Here is a 21,448-nt window from a genome sequence, read left to right as displayed (position 1 = left end):
CCTGTGGGAGCTGGCTTGCCGGCGATAGGGCCAGCACAGAAAAACCGGTAAAAAAAAAGCCCCGCAAACGCGGGGCTCATGATGGAACAACTTATACAAAGACGATTTCGTCGCCTTCCACCTTGGCATCGATCGCCGTACCCGGCACAAACTTGCCTGCCAGGATCAACTGCGCCAGCGGGTTCTCGATCCAGCGCTGAATCGCCCGCTTCAGCGGCCGTGCGCCGTACACCGGGTCGTAACCCACGGCAATCAGCTTGTCCAACGCCTCCGGGGTCAGGCTCAGCGACAGCTCGCGTTCCAGCAAGCGGCTGCGCAGGCGGCCCAGCTGGATTTCGGTAATACCGGCAATCTGCTCGCGCCCCAGCGGTTCGAACACCACCACTTCATCGATGCGGTTGATGAACTCTGGCCGGAAGTGCGCGCCCACTGCATCCATTACTGCCGCACGCTGTGCCTCGCGGTCGCCGACCAGCTCCTGGATCTGCGCCGAGCCCAGGTTGGAGGTCATCACGATCACGGTGTTGCGGAAGTCCACCGTGCGCCCGTGGCTGTCGGTCAGGCGGCCGTCTTCCAGCACTTGCAGCAGCACGTTGAACACATCCGGGTGAGCCTTTTCCACCTCGTCCAGCAGCACCACCGAGTAAGGCTTGCGCCGTACCGCTTCGGTCAGGTAACCGCCCTCTTCATACCCTACATACCCTGGTGGGGCGCCGATCAGGCGAGCCACGGAGTGTTTCTCCATGAACTCGGACATGTCGATGCGGACCATGGCCTCTTCGGTGTCGAACAGGAACTCGGCCAGCGCCTTGCACAGCTCGGTCTTGCCCACACCGGTCGGGCCAAGGAACATGAACGAACCACTCGGCCGGTTAGGGTCGGACAGCCCGGCGCGCGAGCGGCGCACGGCGTTGGCCACTGCGGTTACCGCCTCGCCCTGGCCGATCACGCGCTGGTGCAACAGGTCTTCCATCTTCAGCAGCTTCTCGCGCTCGCCTTCGAGCATCTTGGCCACTGGAATGCCGGTCCACTTGGACACCACTTCGGCAATTTCTTCCTCGGTCACCTTGTTGCGCAGCAACTGGTTCTCGGTCTTGCCGTGCTGGTCAACCATCTGCAGGCTGCGCTCCAGGTCCGGGATCACCCCGTACTGCAGCTCGGCCATGCGGCTGAGATCGCCTTTGCGACGAGCGGCTTCCAGCTCCTGGCGGGCTTGCTCGATCTTTTGCTGGATCTGGGCCGAGCCCTGCACTTCGGCCTTCTCGGACGCCCAGATTTCTTCCAGGTCGGAATACTCACGCTCCAAACGCTCGATTTCTTCGGTCAGCTTCTCGAGGCGTTTTTTGGCCGCTTCGTCTTCTTCCTTCTTAAGCGCCTGCGACTCCACCTTCAACTGGATCAGGCGGCGATCAAGGCGGTCGAGCACTTCCGGCTTGGAGTCGATCTCCATGCGGATGCGGCTGGCCGCTTCGTCGATCAGGTCGATCGCCTTGTCCGGCAACTGGCGGTCAGTGATGTAGCGGTGGCTGAGCTTGGCCGCAGCGATGATTGCGCCGTCGGTGATGGCCACCTTGTGGTGCACTTCATAACGCTCTTTAAGGCCGCGCAGGATGGCGATGGTGTCTTCCTCGCTCGGCTCCTCGACCAGCACCTTCTGGAAGCGGCGCTCCAGGGCGGCGTCCTTTTCGATGAACTGGCGATACTCGTTAAGCGTGGTGGCGCCCACACAGTGCAGTTCGCCACGGGCCAGGGCCGGCTTGAGCATGTTGCCGGCGTCCATGGCGCCCTCGCCTTTGCCGGCGCCGACCATGGTGTGCAGCTCGTCGATGAACAGGATGATCTGGCCTTCCTGCTTGGACAGCTCGTTCAGCAGCGATTTAAGGCGCTCTTCGAACTCGCCACGGTACTTGGCACCGGCAATCAGCGCGCCCATGTCCAGCGCCAGCAGGCGCTTGCCCTTGAGGCCGTCGGGCACTTCACCATTGATGATGCGCTGGGCCAGGCCCTCGGCGATGGCAGTCTTGCCCACGCCGGGCTCACCGATCAGCACCGGGTTGTTCTTGGTACGGCGTTGCAGCACCTGCACGGTACGGCGGATTTCGTCGTCACGGCCGATTACCGGGTCCAGCTTGCCTTCTTCGGCACGCTTGGTCAGGTCGACGGTGTACTTGTCCAGCGCCTGGCGCGATTCCTCGGCGTTGGCGTCGTTGACGGCCGCGCCGCCACGCAGGTTGTTGATGGCATTTTCCAGGGCTTTCTTGGTCACGCCCTGGCTCAGCAGAACCTTGCCGAGTTTGCTGTTTTCGTCCATGGCGGCCAGCACCACCAGTTCGCTGGAAATGAACTGGTCACCCTTCTGCTGGGCCAGGCGGTCGGCCTGGTTGAGCAGGCGTGCCAGGTCCTGCGACATGTTCACGTCGCCGGTCGGGTTCTGGATTTTCGGCAGCTGGTCGAGTTCTTTCACCAGCGCCTGGCGCAGGCTGTTGATGTCGAAGCCGACCTGCATCAGCAGCGGCTTGATCGAACCGCCCTGCTGTTCAAGCAGTGCCTGCATCAGGTGCACGGGCTCGATGGCTGGGTGATCCATGCCAACGGCCAGGGACTGGGCATCGGATATGGCTAGTTGAAGCTTGCTGGTCAAACGGTCTATTCGCATGGTGTACCTTCCTTTAAAGGGCAGGTCGGAGCGATGGACAGCGCCTGTTCATGAAGAAACCTGCCTGAGATGACCTTATAGATAAGGCTGATTCTGGAAGATTCAAGCGTAGCGGGGTTGACCGGGGTCAACCTGTTGGATTAGTGCTGGGCCATTCGCGGGTGAACCCGCTCCCACAGGATCATCACTGGCCCCGAGGGCGATGCTGTACCTGTGGGAGCGGGCGTGCCCGCGAAGAGGCCGGTGCAGGCTAGCGCGGTTCCAGCCACACAAGGGAAGCAAACCGCCCACCCTGCGGGGTACGGCGATAGGAAAAGAACCGCTCATCACTGACCGTGCACCAGCCACCACCATAAACAGCCGTCACCCCACGCGCCGCCAGGCGAATACGCGCCAGCTCGTAGATGTCGGCCATCAGCTTGCCCGGCCGCTGTCCGTCGACAAAGGCCCGGGCCGCTTCAGGGTGCACGGCAGTAAAGGCATCCCGCACTTCCAGCCCGACTTCAAATGCCTTGGGGCCAATCGCCGGCCCCAGCCACACCAGCACCTCTTCCGGTGCCAGCGCCAGGCGGTCCAGCGCAGCTTCCAGCACCCCACCAGCCAGCCCGCGCCAGCCCGCATGTGCGGCCGCCACGCGGGTACCGGCCCGGTCGCAGAACAGCACAGGCAGGCAATCGGCAGTCATCACGGTACAGGCAACACCGGGCTGGTCAGTCCAGCTGGCGTCGGCCTCGGCCACCACGGCCGGGTCGGCATCCGCCACCACCAGCCCGTGCACCTGCTTGAGCCAGGCCGGCTGGATGGCGAACTCGTCGCTCAGACGACGGCGGTTCTCGGCAACCGCAGCAGGGTCATCCCCCACATGATCGCCAAGGTTGAACGTTGCGTAGGGCGACTGGCTGATGCCGCCCTGACAGGTGGTGACGCAGGCGCGAACCGAGGCCGGGGCTGGCCAGTCGGGCAATAGCAGCGACTGCGCCAGGCCACTCATCCGATAAAGCTCTCGCGGTCTTCGTTCAGCAGCGTCAGCAACCAGAGGAAGTCATCCGGCAGCGGCGACTCCCACTTCATGATCTCGCCGGTGATCGGGTGCGCCAGTGCCAGGAAACGCGCATGCAGCGCCTGACGCGGGAAGGTCTTGACCGCCTCGACCATGGTCGGGCTCGCAGCAGGCGGGATGCGGAAGCGCCCGCCGTAGGTCTGGTCGCCGACCAGCGGGAACCCGACATGCGCCATGTGCACGCGGATCTGGTGGGTACGGCCGGTCTCCAGCTTGACCCGCACATGAGTGTGCGAGCGGAAGCGCTTGAGCACGCGGTAGTGGCTGACCGCTGGCTTGCCGCCATCGGTTACCGCCATGCGCTGGCGCATGCCGCCGTGGCGACCGATCGGGGCGTCGATCTTGCCGCCGGCAGTCACCACGCCAATCACGATGCACTCGTAGATGCGGCTGACCTTGCGGCTTTGCATCTGCTCGACCAGCTTGGTCTGCGCCTGCAGGGTCTTGGCCACCACCATCAGACCGGTGGTGTCCTTGTCCAGGCGGTGGACGATGCCGGCACGCGGCACATTGATGATGTCTGGCACGTGGTGCAGCAGCGCATTGAGCAGGGTACCGCTGGCATGGCCGGCGGCCGGGTGCACAACCAGCCCGGCGGGCTTGTTGATCACCATGATATGGTCGTCTTCGTAGACGATATCCAGCTCGATGTCTTCTGCGATCCACTCGCCCTGGGCCTCTTGCTCGGCCTGCAGGGCAAGTACGGCGCCACCATAGACGGTGTCACGAGGGCGCACGACGGCGCCATCGACCGTCAGGCGGCCCTCTTTGATCCACGTGGTAAGCCGCGAACGCGAGTACTCAGCGAACAATTGGGCGGCGACCTGGTCGAGGCGTTGACCGCCCAGATCGGACGGTACCTCTGCACTAAGTTGAATGATCTCGGACATGCTCGATTCGGCGGGCGCACAGCCTTTGGTTTCGGCTGCGAGCTTGTGGTTAAATACGGCTTCTTTTGTCCCGGGGTTGGCCGGGGCGCTCATCATAACAGGACGGCACCGCCCAAGACAGCGGCCGTCAAAGGGACGCAAGCCGCCATGCGAGTGAAACACCTGCTGCTGATCGCCATCCTCGGGCTTACCGCGGCCTGTTCCTCCAATAAGGAAGTCATCGACGAGAACCTCAGCGAGGCCGAGCTGTACCAGCAGGCCCAGGCTGATCTGGACAACTCCAGCTACACCAGCGCCGTGAACAAGCTCAAGGCCCTGGAGTCGCGCTACCCGTTCGGCCGCTATGCCGACCAGGCGCAGCTCGAGCTGATCTACGCCAACTACAAGAACTCCGAGCCCGAGGCTGCCAAGTCGGCCGCCGAGCGCTTCATCCGCCTGCACCCGCAGCACCCGAACGTCGACTACGCCTACTACCTCAAGGGCCTGACCTCGTTCGACCAGGACCGCGGCCTGCTGGCACGCTTCCTGCCACTGGACATGACCAAGCGTGACCCGGGTGCCGCGCGCGACTCGTACAACGAGTTCGCCCAGCTGACCAGCCGCTTCCCCAACAGCCGCTACGCGCCAGACGCCAAGCAGCGCATGATCTACCTGCGCAACCTGCTGGCTTCCTACGAAATTCACGTGGCCGACTACTACCTGAGCCGCCAGGCTTACGTGGCAGCCGCCAACCGTGGCCGCTACGTGGTAGAGAACTTCCAGGAAACCCCATCGGTCGGCGACGGCCTGGCGGTGATGGTCGAGTCGTACCAGAAGATGCACCTGGACGAACTGGCCGCCACCAGCCTGGAAACCCTCAAGCTGAACTACCCGGACCACCCGAGCCTGGCCGATGGCGAGTTCCAGCCCAAGCAGACCGAGTCTGACGGTCGTGGCTGGTTGTCCAAGGCCACCTTGGGCCTGATCGAGACCGACGCCCCGCTGCCGCCGGGCGAAACCCGCGCCAACCAGGACGTGGTCAAGCAGTTCCAGGATGCCCGCGACGAGATGCCGCAAGAACTGCTGCCCAAAGACGAAGATGGCAACCCGATCGTGCCGGAAGGCCCGAAAGAAGCCGAGAAAGACCGCTCGTGGTTCAGCTACATGACCTTTGGTCTGTTCGACTGACGCACTGCGGTACATGAAAGGGAGGCCTTGGGCCTCCCTTTTTTATTGTCCGCGTCCTAGACTGTCGGCTTCTTCAATCGACAAGCTGGACACCATGGTTCGCCTACTTTTCTGGATCGCCCTGATCGCCGCCGCGTTCTGGCTGTGGCGCAAGTTCAAAGTCAGCCAGCAGTCGCGCCCCGAAGCGAAGCTCGACGCGCCGCTGCAGATGGTGCGCTGTGCCCATTGCGGCGTGCACCTGCCCAATGACCGCGCGCTTCAGCGCGGCGGTGAGTGGTACTGCAGCCCGGCGCACCTGCAGCAAGGCCCTGGCAAGCAGGGCTGAGTCGGCACTGATAAACGGCTGAGTTGTCTACAGGCCCTCAGCCCAACCGACCCGCCGGCGCATACGGCGCCGGGTCGATGATCGGCTCGGCCCCTGTCAGCAGGTCGGTAAACAATTGGCACGATGCCGGCGCCAGCACCAGCCCGTTGCGATAATGCCCGCAGTTCAACCACAGCCCCGCATGCCCAGGCACCGGCCCGATGTAAGGAATCCCCTCCGGCGACCCAGGCCGCAGCCCGGCCCAGTGCGCCACCACCGTGGCCCCTTCAAGCCCAGGCAGCAACTCGGCTGCAGATGCCTTCAGGCTATCCAGAGCATCGTCGGTCGGGGTCTTGTCATACCCGGCATGCTCCAGCGTGCTGCCCACCAGAATGTGCCCGTCACGGCGCGGGATGGCGTAGCGCCCCTTGGCCAGGACCATGCTCGGCAGGAAGTCTTCGGCACACTTGAACAGGATCATCTGGCCCTTCACCGGCTCCACTGGCAGCTCAAGGCCAAGCGTGCGCAGCAGGTCACCACTCCAGGCGCCGGCACTGAGCACTACCTCATCCGCCACCAGCACGCCATCGGCAGTCTGCACCCCGGTCACCCGACCATCTTGATGAACGAAACCGGTGACCTGGCAGTGTTCGCGCAAGGTCACGTTCGGCAATGCCAGCAGCGCCGCCTTCAGCGACTTCACCAGGCGAGGGTTGCGCACATTGGCCACGCCAGCCATGTAGATGGCCCGCTTGAACCCCGGCCCCAATACCGGCACCGCGTCATAAGCTGCAGAGATATCCACGGCACTCAGCGGCCGCTGCTCGCGCTCGGCCCAGGCCAGGGCTTCGGCCTCGTCGTCCAGGTCCAGCCAGTACAGGCCGGTAGTGTGCACTTCAGGGTCGAGGCCGGTGCTGGCGAACAAACGTTCGCCCAGCTGTGGATAAAAGTCCTGCGACCAGTGCGCCAGGGCGGTCACCGCCGGGCTGTAGCGCCACGGGTACAGCGGCGAGACGATGCCACCGCCGGCCCAGGACGACTCGCGACCGACCTCGCCCTGATCACACACCACCACCTGGCCGACCTTCGCCGCCAGGTTGAATGCCGTCAGCAGACCAATCACCCCGCCGCCGACCACCACTACTTGCTTGCTCATCTGTCGATCCAACACCTGAAGTAAAACCGCGATGCACCGGGCACCATTCAACCTTCAGCTTCCCCAGCAGCGCTCGCTGGCCTCGACGGCACCCGGGTTGCGCTGCACGCCAGCCTGGTCGAGCTGGAAATCACCACAGCGATCCTGCGCCATCAGCCCATGCGGCAGCCGCCGGGCGTGCAGCGTGAAGGTATCGCTGTCGCGCCGGGCCTGCAGGCTGTAGTGGCGGTTACCGTCGGGCAACGCCGGGTTGCCCTCGGCGTATTGGCCGGTGCGCACGCGGTGGCGCTCCAGGCGCAGCGCGGCATCGTGCAACAGGCCAACCACTTCGCTGCGCGCGGCTCGCCGAAGCTGGTCGCTGTAACTGGGGTAGGCAATGGCTGCCAGAATGCCGGTGACGGCCAGCACAATCAACAACTCGATCAGGCTCAAGCCTTGCTGCATGTCAGTCTCCTCTCGCTCTTTGTCGCCAGGTAATGCGCTGGGTCTGGTCGCCGACCACGGCATAGACAGCCTCCAGCACATGCCTTGGCTGAGTGTCGAGGCTCACGGCCGTTACCCGGAACAAGGTGACCTGCTGCCCTGGGGGCATGTGTGCAGCACCGTTGCTGGTACCCAGGTTCTGCAGCTGGAAAAAGCCGGTTGGCGCACGCTGCCATTGCCCGCCCAAATCGTGCGGTCGAGTCGGCGGCAGGCACGCCTTGCAAGAGTCAGGGGGTGCCCGCTGGAGTTCGCCATGCCCAGCTTGCAGGGCCTGCTCGGCCTGCTCCAGCGCCAGCAGGCTGTCGCTCAGGTAACCGGTCATCCGCGTGGCCGTAACTGCGTCGCGCAGGGCTGATGCGGCAAGCAGACCCAGCAACATGCTCAGCACCAAAGCCAGCAACAAGACCACGCCACGCTGCCGGTTCATGGCGTCGATACCGGATTGCGAATCGCCACACTGAGCTCGTGGTGTTGCTTCAGGTGCAAAGCCGGCTCGTACAGCGTCAATTGAAGATCGATCCGTGCCCTGCCCGGCAGCCGTACATGCGTCACTTGCAGCGCGCGCACATGGTCGATCAGGGGCTGGGGGCGATCACGGCGGCGCGTGAAGTACAGGGTCTTGCCCTCGAGATGATAACGGTACCGGCTGACCGGGACCGCCAGAAGCCTGTCGCTGCCTTGCGCGCGCCCCTGGTACACCTTCGCCTCGTTGGTACAGTTGGTCAGCAAGGTCCAGTCCGGATCGCCAGCGTGGCCCGGCAGCTCGGCAACCACCAGGCTCAGGCTTGACGGGCCGACCTCCAGTGGCCGGGCGAAGACCTGATAATTCGCCGGGTCCGGAAAGTCGCCTGGTTTCAGCCGCAGGCAGCCGAACATCCCCGCCATGCGGATATCCTGCGCCATGCGCAATAGCGCCAGCCGGGCATCCTGCTGCATCCGCACTGCCGTACCTTGCAAGCGCCAGGCCTGGTGAGCGGAGGCAAACAGCTGGCTCGCGGCGGTCAGCAGCGTCAACCCGATGGCCAGCGCCAGCAGCAGTTCAAGCAAGCCGAAACCACCCTCTGCGCGCCTCACGGCAGCCGCCGCTCATGCTCGCTGTACGCCGCCATCGCCGCCTGCCCGTCGCGGCGCGCAGTGTCGGTGGCTTGCAATGCCTGAAGCTGGAGAGCCGCCGCCGCGAACAGCCCCACTGCCAAAACCACCACCGCCAACAGCACCTCCAGTAGCGTCATGCCCCGTTGCCTTACGTGCATCCCTGCACCTCCTCGGATTTTTCCTGCAATCAACTTGAACCTGAGCGACTAGACCACCTGCCCAACGATCGTGAAGCTATAGCGAAGCACTTCCACAGGGGAATGCACGGTGAAGCAACGTGGCGTAACACTGATGCAAATGATGACGGCGTTGGCGCTGGCCATCCTGCTGACACAGCTGGGTATGCCGGCCTACGCCAGGTTGAGCGACGACCTGCACAGGGCAGCCGCCGCCCGTGACCTGGCACAGACGCTGCGCAGTGCACGCAGCCATGCGCTGCTGCAAAGCCAGCCTGTGCTGGTGCAGGCGCTGGACGGTAATTGGGGGAATGGCTGGCGGGTAGTGCTGGAGCATAACCAGCAGATGGTGCGCGAACAGCGGCTGGCGCGGCCCCTGAAAATCACCAGCAATCGCGGTGAGCAATTCAAGTTCAGTGCGCAGGGGTTGCCAATGACGCCGAGCAACAGCTGGCTGGGGGTGACGCTGGAAGTGTGCGAACGCTCATCTGCCAACAGCCGTTATCAAGTGGTAATGGCATCGACGGGACGAGTCAACGTGCTTGCAGAGGATCGCAACAATACTCGGTGTGCATCCTGATAGCCTTGAGTCGACTTTGCTGGCCCTATCGCCGGCAAGCCAGCTCCCACAGGTACAACACAAGCCTTGAAGGCAGTGTTATTCCTGTGGGAGCTGGCTTGCCGGCGATGAGGCCAATACAGGCTTACATTAGATCAGCGAGCGAACCCGCAGCTCTTTGGGCATCGAGAAGGTGATGTTCTCTTCACGCCCGTCCAGTTCCTCGGCGCCGGTGGCGCCCCAGGCCCTGAGCTGCTCGATCACACCACGCACCAGTACTTCGGGGGCCGAGGCGCCGGCGGTGATGCCGATGCGCAGCTTCTGGTCGAACCAGCCACGTTGCAGGTCCTCGGCACCGTCGATCAGGTAGGCCGGGGTGCCCATGCGCTCGGCCAGCTCGCGCAGGCGGTTGGAGTTGGAGCTGTTGGGGCTGCCGACCACCAGTACCACATCGCACTCGTCCGCCAGTTGCTTCACCGCGTCCTGGCGGTTCTGGGTGGCGTAGCAAATGTCGTCCTTGCGCGGGCCGCCGATGTTCGGGAAGCGCGCACGCAGGGCATCGATGACACGGCTTGTATCGTCCATCGACAACGTGGTCTGGGTGACGAAGGCCAGGTGGTCCGGGTCTCTCACCTGCAGGTTGGCAACGTCCTTCTCGTCCTCGACAAGGTAGATGTCACCGCCATTGCTGGCGTCGTACTGGCCCATGGTGCCTTCGACTTCCGGGTGCCCTTGGTGGCCGATGAGAATGCACTCACGGCCGTCACGGCTGTACTTGGCCACCTCGATGTGCACCTTGGTGACCAGTGGGCAGGTGGCATCGAACACCTTCAGGCCACGGCCAGCGGCTTCCTGGCGCACGGCCTGGGAAACACCATGGGCACTGAAGATGACGATGACATCATCCGGTACCTGGTCCAGCTCTTCGACAAAGATGGCACCACGGTTGCGCAGGTCTTCCACCACGAACTTGTTGTGCACCACTTCGTGACGCACATAGATCGGCGGGCCGAAGACTTCCAGCGCGCGGTTGACGATCTCGATCGCCCGGTCGACCCCCGCGCAGAAGCCGCGAGGGTTGGCGAGTTTGATTTGCATGCTCGGCTCCAGGCTTACAGGGCCTTCACCTCGAGGATCTCCACCTCGAAGGTCAGGGTCTTGCCAGCCAGTGGGTGATTGAAGTCGATGGTCACCTGGTCATCATCGAATGCTTTGACCACGCCCGGAAGCTCGGCGTTGGCGGCATCGTTGAAAATGATCAGCAGCCCTTCGGACAGCTCCATGCCTTCGAACTGGGACCGCGGCATGGTTTGCATGTTCTGCGGATTGGGCTGGCCGAAGGCATTCTCCGGGGCCACCACTACAGTACGCTTGTCACCAGCCTTGAAGCCGAACAACGCGCTTTCGAAACCAGGCAGCAGGTTGCCGTCACCGACCTTGAAGGTGGCCGGGGCCTTGTCGAACGTGCTGTCGACGGTGTCGCCGTTTTCCAGGTGCAGCGCGAAGTGCAGGGTGACTTCGGTGTTCTGGCCGATACGGGTGTCAGTCATGGACCGGATCCTCGGACTTCTTGCTCTTGAACATATCCAGCGCCAGCATCACCGCACCAACGGTGATGGCACTGTCGGCCACGTTGAAGGCCGGGAAATAATGGCGGTTCTGCCAGTGCACCAGGATGAAATCGACCACATGGCCGAGCACGACCCGGTCATACAGGTTGCCGATCGCACCACCCAGTACCAGCGCCAGCGCCACGGCCAGCCAGGTTTCGTTGCGCCCCAGGCGTTTGAGCCATACCACCAGCACCGCGCTGACCACGACCGCGATCAGCGCAAACAGCCAGCGCTGCCAGCCGGCGCCGTCAGCCAGGAAGCTGAACGCGGCACCGGTGTTGTAGGCCAGGGTCCAGCTGAAGTAGTCAGGGATGACGACAATCTGCTGGTACATGGTCAGGGCGTTGTTGAAGTACAGCTTGGTGGCCTGGTCGAGGACCAGCACCAGCAAGCTCAGCCAAAGCCATGCAAGGCGCCCGAAGCGCCCCTCTGCAGGGTTAGGCATAGTGACGCACCTCACCCGAACCGCTCAGGTTGTCGACGCAACGGCTGCAGATTTCCGGGTGCTCCGGGTGGCTGCCGACGTCGGCACGGAAGTGCCAGCAACGGCCGCACTTGGCGTGGCCGGACTTGACCACTTGCAGCTTGAGGCCTTCGACTTCGGTGGCCACGGCTTCGGCCGGTGCCTGCACGAACGGCACCACGCTGGCGGCCGAAGTGATCAGCACGAAGCGCAGCTCGTCGCCCAGCTTGCCCAGGTCGGCGCTCAGGCCTTCGTCGGCGTACAGGGTGACTTCAGCCTGCAGGTTGCCGCCGATGACCTTGGCGGTACGCTGGTTTTCCAGCTCCTTGTTGACCGATGCTTTCACCGCCATCACGCGGTCCCAGTAGGCGCGGTCCAGCTCGATGCCTTCCGGCAGCTCGCTCAGGCCCTGATACCAGCCGTTGAGCATGACCGACTCGTTGCGCTCACCCGGCAGGTACTGCCAGATTTCGTCGGCGGTGAACGCCAGGATCGGCGCGATCCAGCGCACCAGCGCCTCGCTGATGTGGTACAGCGCGGTCTGGCACGAACGGCGGGCGACACTGTTGGCGCCGGTGGTGTACTGGCGGTCCTTGATGATGTCGAGGTAGAAGCCGCCCAGCTCCTGCACGCAGAAGTTATGCACCTTGGAGTAGACGTTCCAGAACCGGTACTCGCTGTAGTGCTCTTCCAGCTCGCGCTGCAGCAGCAAGGCGCGGTCCACGGCCCAGCGGTCCAGTGCCAGCATGTCTTGCGGCGCCAGCAGGTCGCGCGCCGGGTCGAAGCCGGACAGGTTGGAAAGCAGGAAGCGCGCGGTGTTGCGGATGCGGCGGTAGGCGTCGGCGCTGCGCTGCAGGATCTGCTCGGAAACCGCCATTTCACCGGAGTAGTCGGTGGCGGAGACCCACAGGCGCAGGATGTCGGCACCCAGGGTGTTGTTGACCTTTTCCGGCTCGATGGTGTTGCCCAGCGACTTGGACATCTTGCGACCGTTCTCGTCCACGGTGAAACCGTGGGTAAGCAGCTCGCGATACGGCGCGTGGTTGTCGATGGCGCAACCGGTCAGCAGGGAAGAATGGAACCAGCCGCGGTGCTGGTCGGAACCTTCCAGGTACAGGTCGGCGCGCGGGCCGGTGGCATGGCCGATATCGTGCGAACCACGCAGCACGTGCCAGTGGGTAGTGCCCGAGTCGAACCACACGTCGAGGGTGTCGCTGATCTTGTCGTACTGGTCCGCTTCAGCGCCCAGCAGCTCGGCGGCGTCCAGCTTGAACCAGGCCTCGATACCTTGCTGCTCGACGCGCGTGGCCACTTCGTCCATCAGCTCGACGGTGCGCGGGTGCAGCTCGCCGGTCTGCTTGTGCAGGAAGAACGGAATCGGCACACCCCAGTTGCGCTGACGCGAGATGCACCAGTCCGGGCGGTTGGCGATCATCGAATGCAGGCGCGCCTGACCCCAGGCCGGGACGAACCTGGTCTCTTCAATGGCCTTGAGCGCGCGCTCACGCAGCGGCTCGCCCGTGCTTGGCTGCTTGTCCATGCCGACGAACCACTGCGCGGTGGCGCGGTAGATCAGCGGGGTCTTGTGGCGCCAGCAGTGCATGTAGCTATGGCTGATGGTTTCGGTGTGCATCAGCGCACCGACTTCGCTCAGCTTCTCGACGATGGCCGGGTTGGCCTTCCAGATGAACTGGCCGCCGAAGAACTCCAGCGATTCGACATACACGCCGTTGCTTTGCACCGGGGTAAGAATGTCGTCGTTGACCATGCCGTAGCGCTTGCAGGTGACGAAGTCGTCTTCACCGTAGGCAGGGGCGGAGTGAACCACGCCGGTACCGGCGCCCAGCTCGACGTAGTCGGCCAGGTACACCGGCGACAGGCGGTCGTAGAACGGATGGCGGAAGTTGATCAGTTCCAGCGCCGAACCCTGAGCGGTGGCGATTACCGAGCCTTCCAGGTTCCAGCGTTCGAGGCAGGCTTCGACCAGCTCTTCGGCCAGCACCAGCAGACGCTCGCCGGTATCGACCAGGGCGTACTTGAATTCCGGATGGATGTTCAGCGCCTGGTTGGCCGGGATGGTCCACGCGGTGGTGGTCCAGATCACGATGGCGGCAGGCTTGGCCAGCGAAGGCAGGCCGAAGGCGGCAGCCAGCTTGGCTTGGTCGGCCACCGGGAAGGCCACGTCGATGGTTTGCGATTTCTTGTCGGCGTACTCGACTTCGGCTTCGGCCAGGGCCGAGCCGCAATCGAAGCACCAGTTCACAGGCTTGAGGCCCTTGAACACGAAGCCTTGCTTGACCATTTCGGCCAGGGCACGGATTTCACCGGCCTCGTTGGCGAAGTTCATGGTCTTGTACGGGTTGTCCCAGTCACCCAGCACGCCCAGGCGGATGAACTCGGTCTTCTGCCCTTCGATCTGCTCGGCGGCGTACTCGCGGCACAGCTCGCGGGTGCGGTCGGCCGACAGGTGCTTGCCGTGGGTGACCTCGACCTTGTGCTCGATCGGCAGGCCGTGGCAGTCCCAGCCCGGCACGTACGGGGCATCGAAGCCGGCCAGGGTCTTGGAGCGGACGATCATGTCCTTGAGAATCTTGTTCAGCGCATGACCGATGTGAATCTTGCCGTTGGCATAGGGCGGGCCGTCGTGCAGCACGAACTTGGGACGATCCTTGCCAATCTCGCGCAGCTTCTGGTACAGGCCAATGCTGTCCCAGCGCTGCAGTATCTGCGGTTCGCGCTGAGGCAGGCCGGCCTTCATGGGGAAGGCGGTGTCCGGAAGGTTAAGCGTGGCTTTGTAGTCGGTCATTTCAGGCTCTTGGTTAGCGGTTGAGCGTGCCAATGTGCACGTGCGGCGGCGATATCCGCATCGATCGCCGACTTCAGCGCCTCCAGGGAGGCGAATCGCTGCTCTTCACGCAGCTTGTGGTGGAACTCCACCGTCAGGCGCCGACCGTAAAGGTCGCCAGCATAGTCCAGCAGATGAATCTCCAGGTGCGGGCGCCCGTCACCGGCTACGGTGGGGCGCACGCCAATATTGCCGACACCCGGCCAGGCCTTGCCGTCGATCTCGATGCTGGCCAAGTAGACCCCGGACAGCGGCACGCGGCGGCGCTTGAGCTGGATGTTGGCAGTCGGTGTGCCGAGCTGGCGGGCCAGTTTCTGGCCATGCAGCACGCGGCCGGTGATGCTGTAGGGGCGGCCCAGCAGGTGCTCGGCCAGCTCGAAGTTGCCTTCGGCCAGGGCCTGGCGCACTTCGGTGCTGCTGACCCGCAGGCCATCCTGGATGACCGTGTTGGCCGCCTCGACGGTGAAGCCGTACTGCTTGCCGGCTTCGACCAGGAAGGCGAAATCGCCAGCGCGGTCGCAGCCAAAGCGGAAGTCATCGCCCACTTCAAGGTGGCGCACGCCCAGGCCATCGACCAGGATAGCCTTGACGAAGTCATCGGCGCTGAGGCTGCTCAGGCGCTGGTTGAATGCCAGGCACAGCACCCGGTCGATGCCTTCGCCGGCCAGCAGCTCGACCTTGTCGCGCAGGCGAGCCAGGCGCGCAGGGGCAGTCTCGGGGGCGAAGTACTCGCGTGGTTGCGGTTCGAAGATCACCACGCAGGTCGGCAGGCCCAAGGCCTGGCCGCGCTCGCGCAGGCGCGCCAGGATTGCCTGGTGGCCGCGGTGAACCCCGTCGAAGTTGCCAATGGTGGCGACACAGCCCCGGTGCTCGGGGCGCAGGTTGTGAAGACCTCGAACCAGCTGCATAACGCGCTTCTTGCTCATAAAGTGGCCGATTATAACCACACCCGGGCGCCGGTGACAGGCAGCAGCGCCCAAGGGCGGCGTGGAATGCTAAAAACCGACGCCTGACCCGCCCAGCGCCTTAGTGCAAGGCCTTGCGGGCAAAATGCCGGGGCCGGAACCCACAAAGGTACAGGCAACCGAAGTACGTCACCACACCGGCCAGGATCAGTGCGCCCAGGCGCATGAAGCGCTCGAGCATGCTGCCCTGCTCCCAGGCCGGCATATAGTGCATGCCGGCCAGCAATACTGCCGACATCAGCGTCACCGCCAGCACCAGCTTGAACAGGAACATCGCCCAGCCAGGCTGCGGCTCGAACAGCTGCTGGCTGCGCAGCTTCCAGAACAGCAGGCCGGCATTCAGGCAGGCACCCAGGCTGATGGCCAGGGCCAGGCCGGCATGCGCGAACGGGCCGACCAGGGCCAGGTTGAACAGCTGGGTACAGACCAGGGTGAACACGGCAATCTTCACCGGTGTACGGATATTCTGCTGCGCATAGAAGCCCGGTGCCAGCACCTTGACCAGAATGATTGCCAGCAAACCCACGGAATAGGCAATCAGCGCGCGCTGGGTCATGGCCGCGTCGAAGGCGCTGAACTTGCCGTACTGGAACAGCGCCACGGTCAGGGGCTCGGCCAGGATGCCAAGGGCCAGGGTGCAAGGCAGTACCAGCAGGAAGCACAGCCGCAGGCCCCAGTCGAGGATCCGCGAGTACTCTTCGCGGTCCTTGTTGGCGTAGGTCTTGGCCAGGGTTGGCAGCAGGATGGTACCCAAGGCCACGCCCAGCACGCCTGAAGGAAGCTCCATCAGGCGGTCGGCGTAATACATCCACGACACCGAGCCGGCCACCAGGAAGGAGGCGAAGATGGTATTGATGATCAGCGATATCTGGCTTACCGATACTCCGAGAATGGCCGGCAGCATCTGCTTGAGCACACGCCAGACGCCGGCATCCTTGAGGTTCAGGCGCGGCAGGACCAGCATGCCGATCTTCTTCAATGCCGGCAGCTGGTACAGCAACTGCGCCAGGCCGCCCGCCAGCACGCCCCAGGCCAGGGCCATGATCGGCGGATTGAAGTACGGTGTCAGCAGCAGGGCAAAGGCGATCATCGCCACGTTCAGCAGGGTCGGGGTGAAGGCCGGTACCGAGAAACGGTTCCAGGTATTGAGGATCGCGCCGGCCAGCGACGACAACGAAATCAGCAATATATAAGGAAATGTCACCCGCAACAGGTCGGTGGTGAGCTCATATTTTTCTGCGCTGTCGACAAAACCTGGGGCGGTTGCCCACACCACCCACGGCGCCGCCAGGATGCCGATGGTGGTCACCAGGGCCAGGACCAGGGTCAGCAGGCCAGTGACATAGGCGATGAAGGTGCGTGTCGCCTCCTCGCCTTGCTGGGTCTTGTACTCGGCCAGAATCGGCACGAACGCCTGCGAGAACGCACCCTCGGCGAATATGCGCCGCAGCAGGTTGGGCAGCTTGAACGCGATGAAGAAGGCGTCGGTGGCAACGCCAGCACCAAAGATGCGCGCCAGGATGGTGTCACGAACGAAGCCTAGCACCCGCGAAATCATGGTGATCGAGCTTACTGCAGCCAGGGATTTGAGCAGGTTCATCGAAAAGATTCACGCCAATGACAGAGGACGCTGCCAGACAGCGTCCGAATGTGCGATACTCCCGCGCCGTTGCAGGGGAGCCAAAAATTCCCGAGTGTACAGGTCGCGCAGCAGAAAGGAATCTTTCCAGGTTGTTGGCGCACCGCTCGGCGGAACCTTGCAGGTGGCCTTGACATCCGGTCGACTCATCGGCATGATTCGCGGCCTATTTTGTTTGCTATTTACCTAAAGTCTTTCGAGGAGCTCGACGGTGGCCAACACACCTTCCGCCAAGAAACGTGCAAAACAGGCTGAGAAGCGTCGCAGCCACAACGCCAGCCTGCGTTCCATGGTCCGCACCTACATCAAGAATGTAGTTAAAGCCATTGACGCAAAAGACGCCGAAAAAGCGCAAGCCGCTTACGTTCTGGCTGTACCTGTAATCGACCGTATGGCCGACAAGGGTATCATCCACAAGAACAAGGCTGCTCGTCACAAAGGCCGTCTGAATGGCCACATCAAGGCGCTGAAAGAAGCTGCAGCTGCCTAAGCGACGCGCTATTCGAAAAACCGACCTTAGGGTCGGTTTTTTGTTGCCTGCAATTCATGGCAATTGTTCACTCCAAACATTTACCTTGAATTGCCAAGGAATCAGCATCAATTGACATACCTGCAGGAGCGGGCTCACCCGCGAACACCGGCAAAGCCGGTGCCATTCACCGCGTCACCGCCCTCGCCGGTGAGCCGCCCCTGCATTTACCTGGCTATCTGGATCTTCGGCGCCCACTGCAGCCATTCATCTTCAGCCTTCTCAAACAGGGCAAACGTCTGCTGAGGCCGTGCCGGGTTGCCCATCTGCTCACCGTCCGGTGTTGCGAAGGCGATACCGCCATCAATCAGGGTTTCCACCGACTCGGTGCGCACCGTAGCCCCCTTGAACAGCCCCCAGTCGAAACCGAAGCCACTGCTGTTCCAGAAGCGGCTGCCGCTGCGCACCAAGGCGGCATAGCGCGGCTCGATGAGAATATGGATCAGCACCCGATCAGCACTCTGGCCCAGCTCGAAACCCGTCACCTTACCCACCGTAACCTCACGATAGGTTACCGGCACACCCGGCTTGATCGAACCACGGCGCGGGGCGCTGAGCGTCAACGGCAGGCCGACCTCCGGCCCTGCCACTTGCGGCGCATCGGCCAAGGCAATGAAGTCGCGCTGCGGGCCACGGTCTTTGGCGGCTGGCTGAACTTCCAGGTACTGCCCGCCCACCAGGGTATCGAGGTTCTCGGTGCGTACCAGACCCAAGGCCGGCTTGACGACCCAGAACTGCGTGCCTGCACGTGCAATGCGGTTCGCCGACTCGGTAATGCGCGCCCGCAGCAGCACAGCCTGCAGGTCATCGGTCAGGTCGACGCTCTCGATACTGCCTACATCCAGGCCGCGGAAGCGGATCGCAGTACCCGGCTTGAGGCCATCGGCACGGTCTACCCGAATGGTGATCAACGTACCCGCACGGTTCACCGCCTCCTGGCTCTCATGCAGGCGGAAACGTGGGATATGGCGTTTAAGTGCTACATCGGGGCGCGGCGTGTCGAACGCGATACCACCGGCCATCAGTGTCTGCAGTGATTCACTCTTGATCTTGATGCCCGACAAGCCGCCCGTCAGGGTAATACCGCTGACGTTCCAGAAGCGCGACGAGCCGTTGACCAGCTTCTCGTATTCCTTCTCGATATGCACACCGATCAGGATACGGTTGCTGTTGCGGGCGAACTGGTAGCTCTGCACGCTACCTACCTTCACCTGGCGGTACATCACCGGGCTGCCGATCTCGAGCGACCCCAGGGTATCGGCGAATAACACCATGTGCAGGCCCGGCGCCTTGAGGTCGAGCGGCGGCGCCTTGGCGCGCGCCTCGAACTCACGCTCTGGCCGCGCGCCCTTCTCACCTGGACGAATGGCGATGTAGTTACCTTTGACCAGTGCTTCCAGGCCGGTAATACCCGCCAGGGATATGGAGGGTTTCACCACCCAGAACTGCGTGCCCTCGACCAGGTAGTCTTCGGTCAACGGGTCCAGCGTCAGCTCGGCGGATGCGCTGGCCAGGTTGTCTTCCATCTTCAGGGCTTTCAGCGAGCCAACCTGGATGCCCTTGTACATGACCGGCGTACGGCCGGCCTGCAGGCCTTCATAGTCGCTCAGCTTGACCTTGACCCGGATACCGGCCTGGGCTGCATCGAAGTCTTCATACAGGCGGAATGGCAGGCTCGGGTCGGTTGGCGGGCTGTCCTTGCGGTATTCCGGCGTGGCGAAGGCGATACCGCCGGCGACAATGCTCGACAGTGACTCGCTACGCACTTTCACCCCCGACAGCGAAGCATCGATGCTGACGCCGCTGGCATTCCAGAAACGCGTATGTTTACGCACCAGGCTGGCGTATGCCGGCTCGATGAACACCTTGACCTCAACAGTGCTCTGGTCCTCGGACAGCCGATAGCTTTTCACCCGGCCAACCTGGATCTGCTTGTAGAACACCGGGCTATCGCGATTGAGCGAGCCCAGCCTCTCGGCCTTGAGCATCAAATGCAGGCCGGGTTCCGAGTCCGAGAGCGGTGGCGCCACTTTCAACGCGGTAAAGCGCTTGGTGCGCTCCCCCTCCCCCGGGCTGACGGCGATATAGTTGCCCGACACCAGCGTTTCAAGGCCGGAAATACCCGCCAGGGTGACGCTCGGCTTCACCAGCCAGAAGCGGGTGCCTTTAGTGAGATGCGGCTCGGCGGCCTTGTTCATCTCGATGGTGGCGATCACCCCCTGCTTCTCGCCCTGGGCATCGAGCACCAGGCTCTTGACCTTGCCAACCGGCATGCCTTTGTAGATAACCTCGGTCTTGTTGGCGACGATGCCCTCACCCGACTCGAAGCGGACTTCAATTTCCACGCCGGCATCACGGTATGCCTGCCATGCGAGCCAGCCCCCGATCATCAACGCGATCAATGGCAGGATCCAGATAGCCGACCAGTTCGAGGCTGGGCGGGTTTTAGCCGTTGGCAGGTCACTCATGGTCGTCATCCGACTCCGTGTTATCCCAAATCAGTCGGGGATCGAAAGTTAAAGCGGCAAGCATTGTCAGGATCACCACAGTTGCGAAGGCGACAGCGCCCAGGTTGGCTTCGACACTGGCTATCCGGCCGAAATTCACCACCGCCACCAGGATGGCAATGACGAAGATATCCAGCATGGACCAGCGCCCGATGAATTCGATGAAGCGGTACATCAATATGCGCTGCCGCGCCGAAAGCGGCTGACGGCGCTGCACCGAGTACAACAACAGGCCAATCCCCACCAGCTTGAACGTGGGTACCAGGATGCTGGCAATGAACACCACGGCGGCAATGGGCACCATGCCGTGCTTGAGCAGGGTGATGACGCCGGACATGATCGTGTCGGGGCTGCCTTGCCCCAAGGTGCTCACGGTCATGATCGGCAGGACATTGGCCGGGATGTACAGAATCGACGCTGCAATCAGCAACGCCCAGGTACGCACGATGCTGTTCGGCCGGCGCGCATGCACAATCGCACCGCAGCGGGTGCAGGTTTGCGACTTGCTGCCCGGCTCATTTCTGTTCAGTTCGTGACATTCATTGCAGACAAGAATGCCCGCATCAATCGCCCGCATGCAGGTCCTCCCCCGATAGCGCACTCCAGATCTGGTGCGGTGACATCACCACTTCAAGCCAGACCTGGATCAGCAACAGACTGATAAAGCAGAACAACCCCAAACCCACGGTCAATTCGGCCAGGTCCACCAGCTTGACGATGGCCACCAGCACACCCATGAAATAGACCTCGAGCATGCCCCAGTCGCGCAGGTGGTGATAGATACGGTAGAACAGCAGGCCGAAGTTGCGCCCGATGTTCAGGCGGATACTGAGCAGCACAGCCAGCTGGCAGAGCAGTTTTGCCAGGGGAATGGCCATGCTGCACAAGAACACCACTACCGCCACGCCGCGCATTTCCGAATTGTACAGGCCCACTACGCCGCTCCAGACAGTGTCGTCCGACGTCTGGCCAAGCAGGTGCAACTGCATGATCGGCAGGAAGTTTGCCGGTACGAATAGCAACAGGGCTGTGAGCACCAGGGCCAGACTGCGATTGACCACATTATGGCGATGGGCATAGAGCTCGTAGCCGCAGCGCGGGCATTGGGCTTTCTCATCATGCTGGAGCACAGGCTTGCGTAGCAGCAGGTCGCATTCGTGGCAGGCGACCAACTCGTCCAGCGGCAACTGGGCCAGCGTTTGGGGTTCGACAGGGTTGGACATGGAGCCCTTCTGGATAGGTGCGTGAGCCTATTCTAGTGTTCTGGCTCGAATTGTGGGAGCCGACAAACCACAGGCATGCACGATACCTGAGATTTTCGCCCACAAAGACAAAACCCCT

The 21,448-nt window shown here is 62.9% G+C and carries 21 protein-coding genes; 4 read left to right on the top strand and 17 right to left on the bottom strand.

The features are described 5' to 3' along the window. Positions 1–91: 91 nt before the first annotated feature. From clpB to rluD, 3 genes are all read right to left on the bottom strand, one after another. The gene (gene clpB, locus AC5O5R_RS03180; protein ID WP_172228576.1) at positions 92–2,656 is read right to left on the bottom strand and encodes an ATP-dependent chaperone ClpB; all 2,565 of its coding nucleotides are present in this window, start codon (positions 2,654–2,656) and stop codon (positions 92–94) included. A gap of 250 nt (positions 2,657–2,906) precedes the next feature. Continuing rightward, the gene (gene pgeF, locus AC5O5R_RS03175) at positions 2,907–3,647 is read right to left on the bottom strand and encodes a peptidoglycan editing factor PgeF (RefSeq protein ID WP_494514952.1); all 741 of its coding nucleotides are present in this window, start codon (positions 3,645–3,647) and stop codon (positions 2,907–2,909) included. After that, a complete protein-coding gene (gene rluD, locus AC5O5R_RS03170; protein ID WP_172228580.1) occupies positions 3,644–4,606 on the bottom strand; it encodes a 23S rRNA pseudouridine(1911/1915/1917) synthase RluD in 963 nt (320 codons plus the stop codon). The genes pgeF and rluD overlap by 4 nt, the downstream gene beginning before the upstream one ends. Positions 4,607–4,753: 147 nt before the next feature. On the opposite strand from rluD, the gene AC5O5R_RS03165 reads away from it, so the two are divergent. Then, positions 4,754–5,773 carry an outer membrane protein assembly factor BamD gene (locus AC5O5R_RS03165; protein ID WP_172287423.1) on the top strand — a complete coding sequence of 340 codons (1,020 nt, stop codon included), beginning with the start codon at positions 4,754–4,756 and terminating at the stop codon, positions 5,771–5,773. Between the two features lie 94 nt (positions 5,774–5,867). Further along, complete coding sequence (locus AC5O5R_RS03160; protein ID WP_172231245.1) at positions 5,868–6,098, top strand: PP0621 family protein; 231 nt, start codon at positions 5,868–5,870, stop codon at positions 6,096–6,098. A gap of 37 nt (positions 6,099–6,135) precedes the next feature. Here AC5O5R_RS03160 and thiO read toward each other — a convergent pair whose 3' ends face one another. Genes thiO through pilV form a run of 5 tightly spaced genes read right to left on the bottom strand, consistent with a single transcriptional unit; the run spans position 6,136 to position 8,969 of the window. Next, positions 6,136–7,233 (bottom strand): glycine oxidase ThiO, encoded by a 1,098-nt coding sequence (gene thiO / locus AC5O5R_RS03155; RefSeq protein ID WP_172231248.1) that lies wholly within the window; start codon positions 7,231–7,233, stop codon positions 6,136–6,138. A 54-nt stretch (positions 7,234–7,287) separates the two neighbouring features. Further along, positions 7,288–7,677, bottom strand: coding sequence for a type IV pilin protein (locus AC5O5R_RS03150; protein WP_172231251.1), 390 nt, complete (start codon positions 7,675–7,677; stop codon positions 7,288–7,290). Position 7,678: 1 nt separating this feature from the next. Next, complete coding sequence (locus AC5O5R_RS03145; RefSeq protein ID WP_172231254.1) at positions 7,679–8,143, bottom strand: hypothetical protein; 465 nt, start codon at positions 8,141–8,143, stop codon at positions 7,679–7,681. Continuing rightward, a complete protein-coding gene (locus AC5O5R_RS03140) occupies positions 8,140–8,790 on the bottom strand; it encodes a PilW family protein (protein WP_494514951.1) in 651 nt (216 codons plus the stop codon). The genes AC5O5R_RS03145 and AC5O5R_RS03140 overlap by 4 nt, the downstream gene beginning before the upstream one ends. Beyond that, positions 8,787–8,969: a type IV pilus modification protein PilV gene (pilV, locus tag AC5O5R_RS03135; protein WP_172231260.1), complete on the bottom strand. Its 183-nt coding sequence runs from the start codon at positions 8,967–8,969 to the stop codon at positions 8,787–8,789. Before pilV ends, AC5O5R_RS03140 begins: the two co-directional genes overlap by 4 nt. Positions 8,970–9,078: 109 nt before the next feature. On the opposite strand from pilV, the gene AC5O5R_RS03130 reads away from it, so the two are divergent. Next, positions 9,079–9,567 carry a GspH/FimT family pseudopilin gene (locus AC5O5R_RS03130; RefSeq protein WP_172287239.1) on the top strand — a complete coding sequence of 163 codons (489 nt, stop codon included), beginning with the start codon at positions 9,079–9,081 and terminating at the stop codon, positions 9,565–9,567. A 129-nt stretch (positions 9,568–9,696) separates the two neighbouring features. On the opposite strand, the gene ispH is transcribed toward AC5O5R_RS03130, so the two are convergent. The 6 genes from ispH to murJ all read right to left on the bottom strand — a co-directional run bounded on the left by ispH (position 9,697) and on the right by murJ (position 17,032). Further along, positions 9,697–10,644 (bottom strand): 4-hydroxy-3-methylbut-2-enyl diphosphate reductase, encoded by a 948-nt coding sequence (gene ispH, locus AC5O5R_RS03125; protein WP_172287240.1) that lies wholly within the window; start codon positions 10,642–10,644, stop codon positions 9,697–9,699. Between the two features lie 14 nt (positions 10,645–10,658). After that, positions 10,659–11,096, bottom strand: a complete 438-nt coding sequence (gene fkpB, locus AC5O5R_RS03120) for an FKBP-type peptidyl-prolyl cis-trans isomerase (protein ID WP_172287241.1) — start codon at positions 11,094–11,096, stop codon at positions 10,659–10,661. After that, positions 11,089–11,604, bottom strand: a complete 516-nt coding sequence (gene lspA, locus AC5O5R_RS03115; RefSeq protein ID WP_172233412.1) for a signal peptidase II — start codon at positions 11,602–11,604, stop codon at positions 11,089–11,091. Before lspA ends, fkpB begins: the two co-directional genes overlap by 8 nt. After that, entirely contained in the window at positions 11,597–14,428 is a 2,832-nt protein-coding gene (gene ileS, locus AC5O5R_RS03110) for an isoleucine--tRNA ligase (protein ID WP_172287242.1), read from the bottom strand. The genes lspA and ileS overlap by 8 nt, the downstream gene beginning before the upstream one ends. Beyond that, positions 14,425–15,375 carry a bifunctional riboflavin kinase/FAD synthetase gene (gene ribF / locus AC5O5R_RS03105; protein WP_172229948.1) on the bottom strand — a complete coding sequence of 317 codons (951 nt, stop codon included), beginning with the start codon at positions 15,373–15,375 and terminating at the stop codon, positions 14,425–14,427. The genes ileS and ribF overlap by 4 nt, the downstream gene beginning before the upstream one ends. A gap of 118 nt (positions 15,376–15,493) precedes the next feature. Continuing rightward, a complete protein-coding gene (gene murJ, locus AC5O5R_RS03100) occupies positions 15,494–17,032 on the bottom strand; it encodes a murein biosynthesis integral membrane protein MurJ (RefSeq protein WP_172229945.1) in 1,539 nt (512 codons plus the stop codon). Positions 17,033–17,282: 250 nt separating this feature from the next. Between murJ and rpsT the strand changes: the two genes are divergently transcribed. After that, complete coding sequence (gene rpsT, locus AC5O5R_RS03095; RefSeq protein ID WP_003247625.1) at positions 17,283–17,561, top strand: 30S ribosomal protein S20; 279 nt, start codon at positions 17,283–17,285, stop codon at positions 17,559–17,561. A 206-nt stretch (positions 17,562–17,767) separates the two neighbouring features. Here rpsT and AC5O5R_RS03090 read toward each other — a convergent pair whose 3' ends face one another. From AC5O5R_RS03090 to AC5O5R_RS03080, 3 genes are read right to left on the bottom strand one after another with little or no spacing between them, the layout of a single operon-like run. Beyond that, entirely contained in the window at positions 17,768–20,068 is a 2,301-nt protein-coding gene (locus AC5O5R_RS03090; protein WP_172287244.1) for a PqiB family protein, read from the bottom strand. Next, entirely contained in the window at positions 20,061–20,684 is a 624-nt protein-coding gene (locus tag AC5O5R_RS03085) for a paraquat-inducible protein A (protein WP_172287246.1), read from the bottom strand. The genes AC5O5R_RS03090 and AC5O5R_RS03085 overlap by 8 nt, the downstream gene beginning before the upstream one ends. After that, positions 20,671–21,330 carry a paraquat-inducible protein A gene (locus AC5O5R_RS03080; protein ID WP_172229936.1) on the bottom strand — a complete coding sequence of 220 codons (660 nt, stop codon included), beginning with the start codon at positions 21,328–21,330 and terminating at the stop codon, positions 20,671–20,673. The genes AC5O5R_RS03085 and AC5O5R_RS03080 overlap by 14 nt, the downstream gene beginning before the upstream one ends. Positions 21,331–21,448 lie beyond the last annotated feature (118 nt).

This window comes from Pseudomonas sp. 8_5_2 (assembly GCF_059295255.1).
Note: the sequence above shows the minus strand (reverse complement) of the source record. Positions and strands in the feature narration are given on the sequence as shown.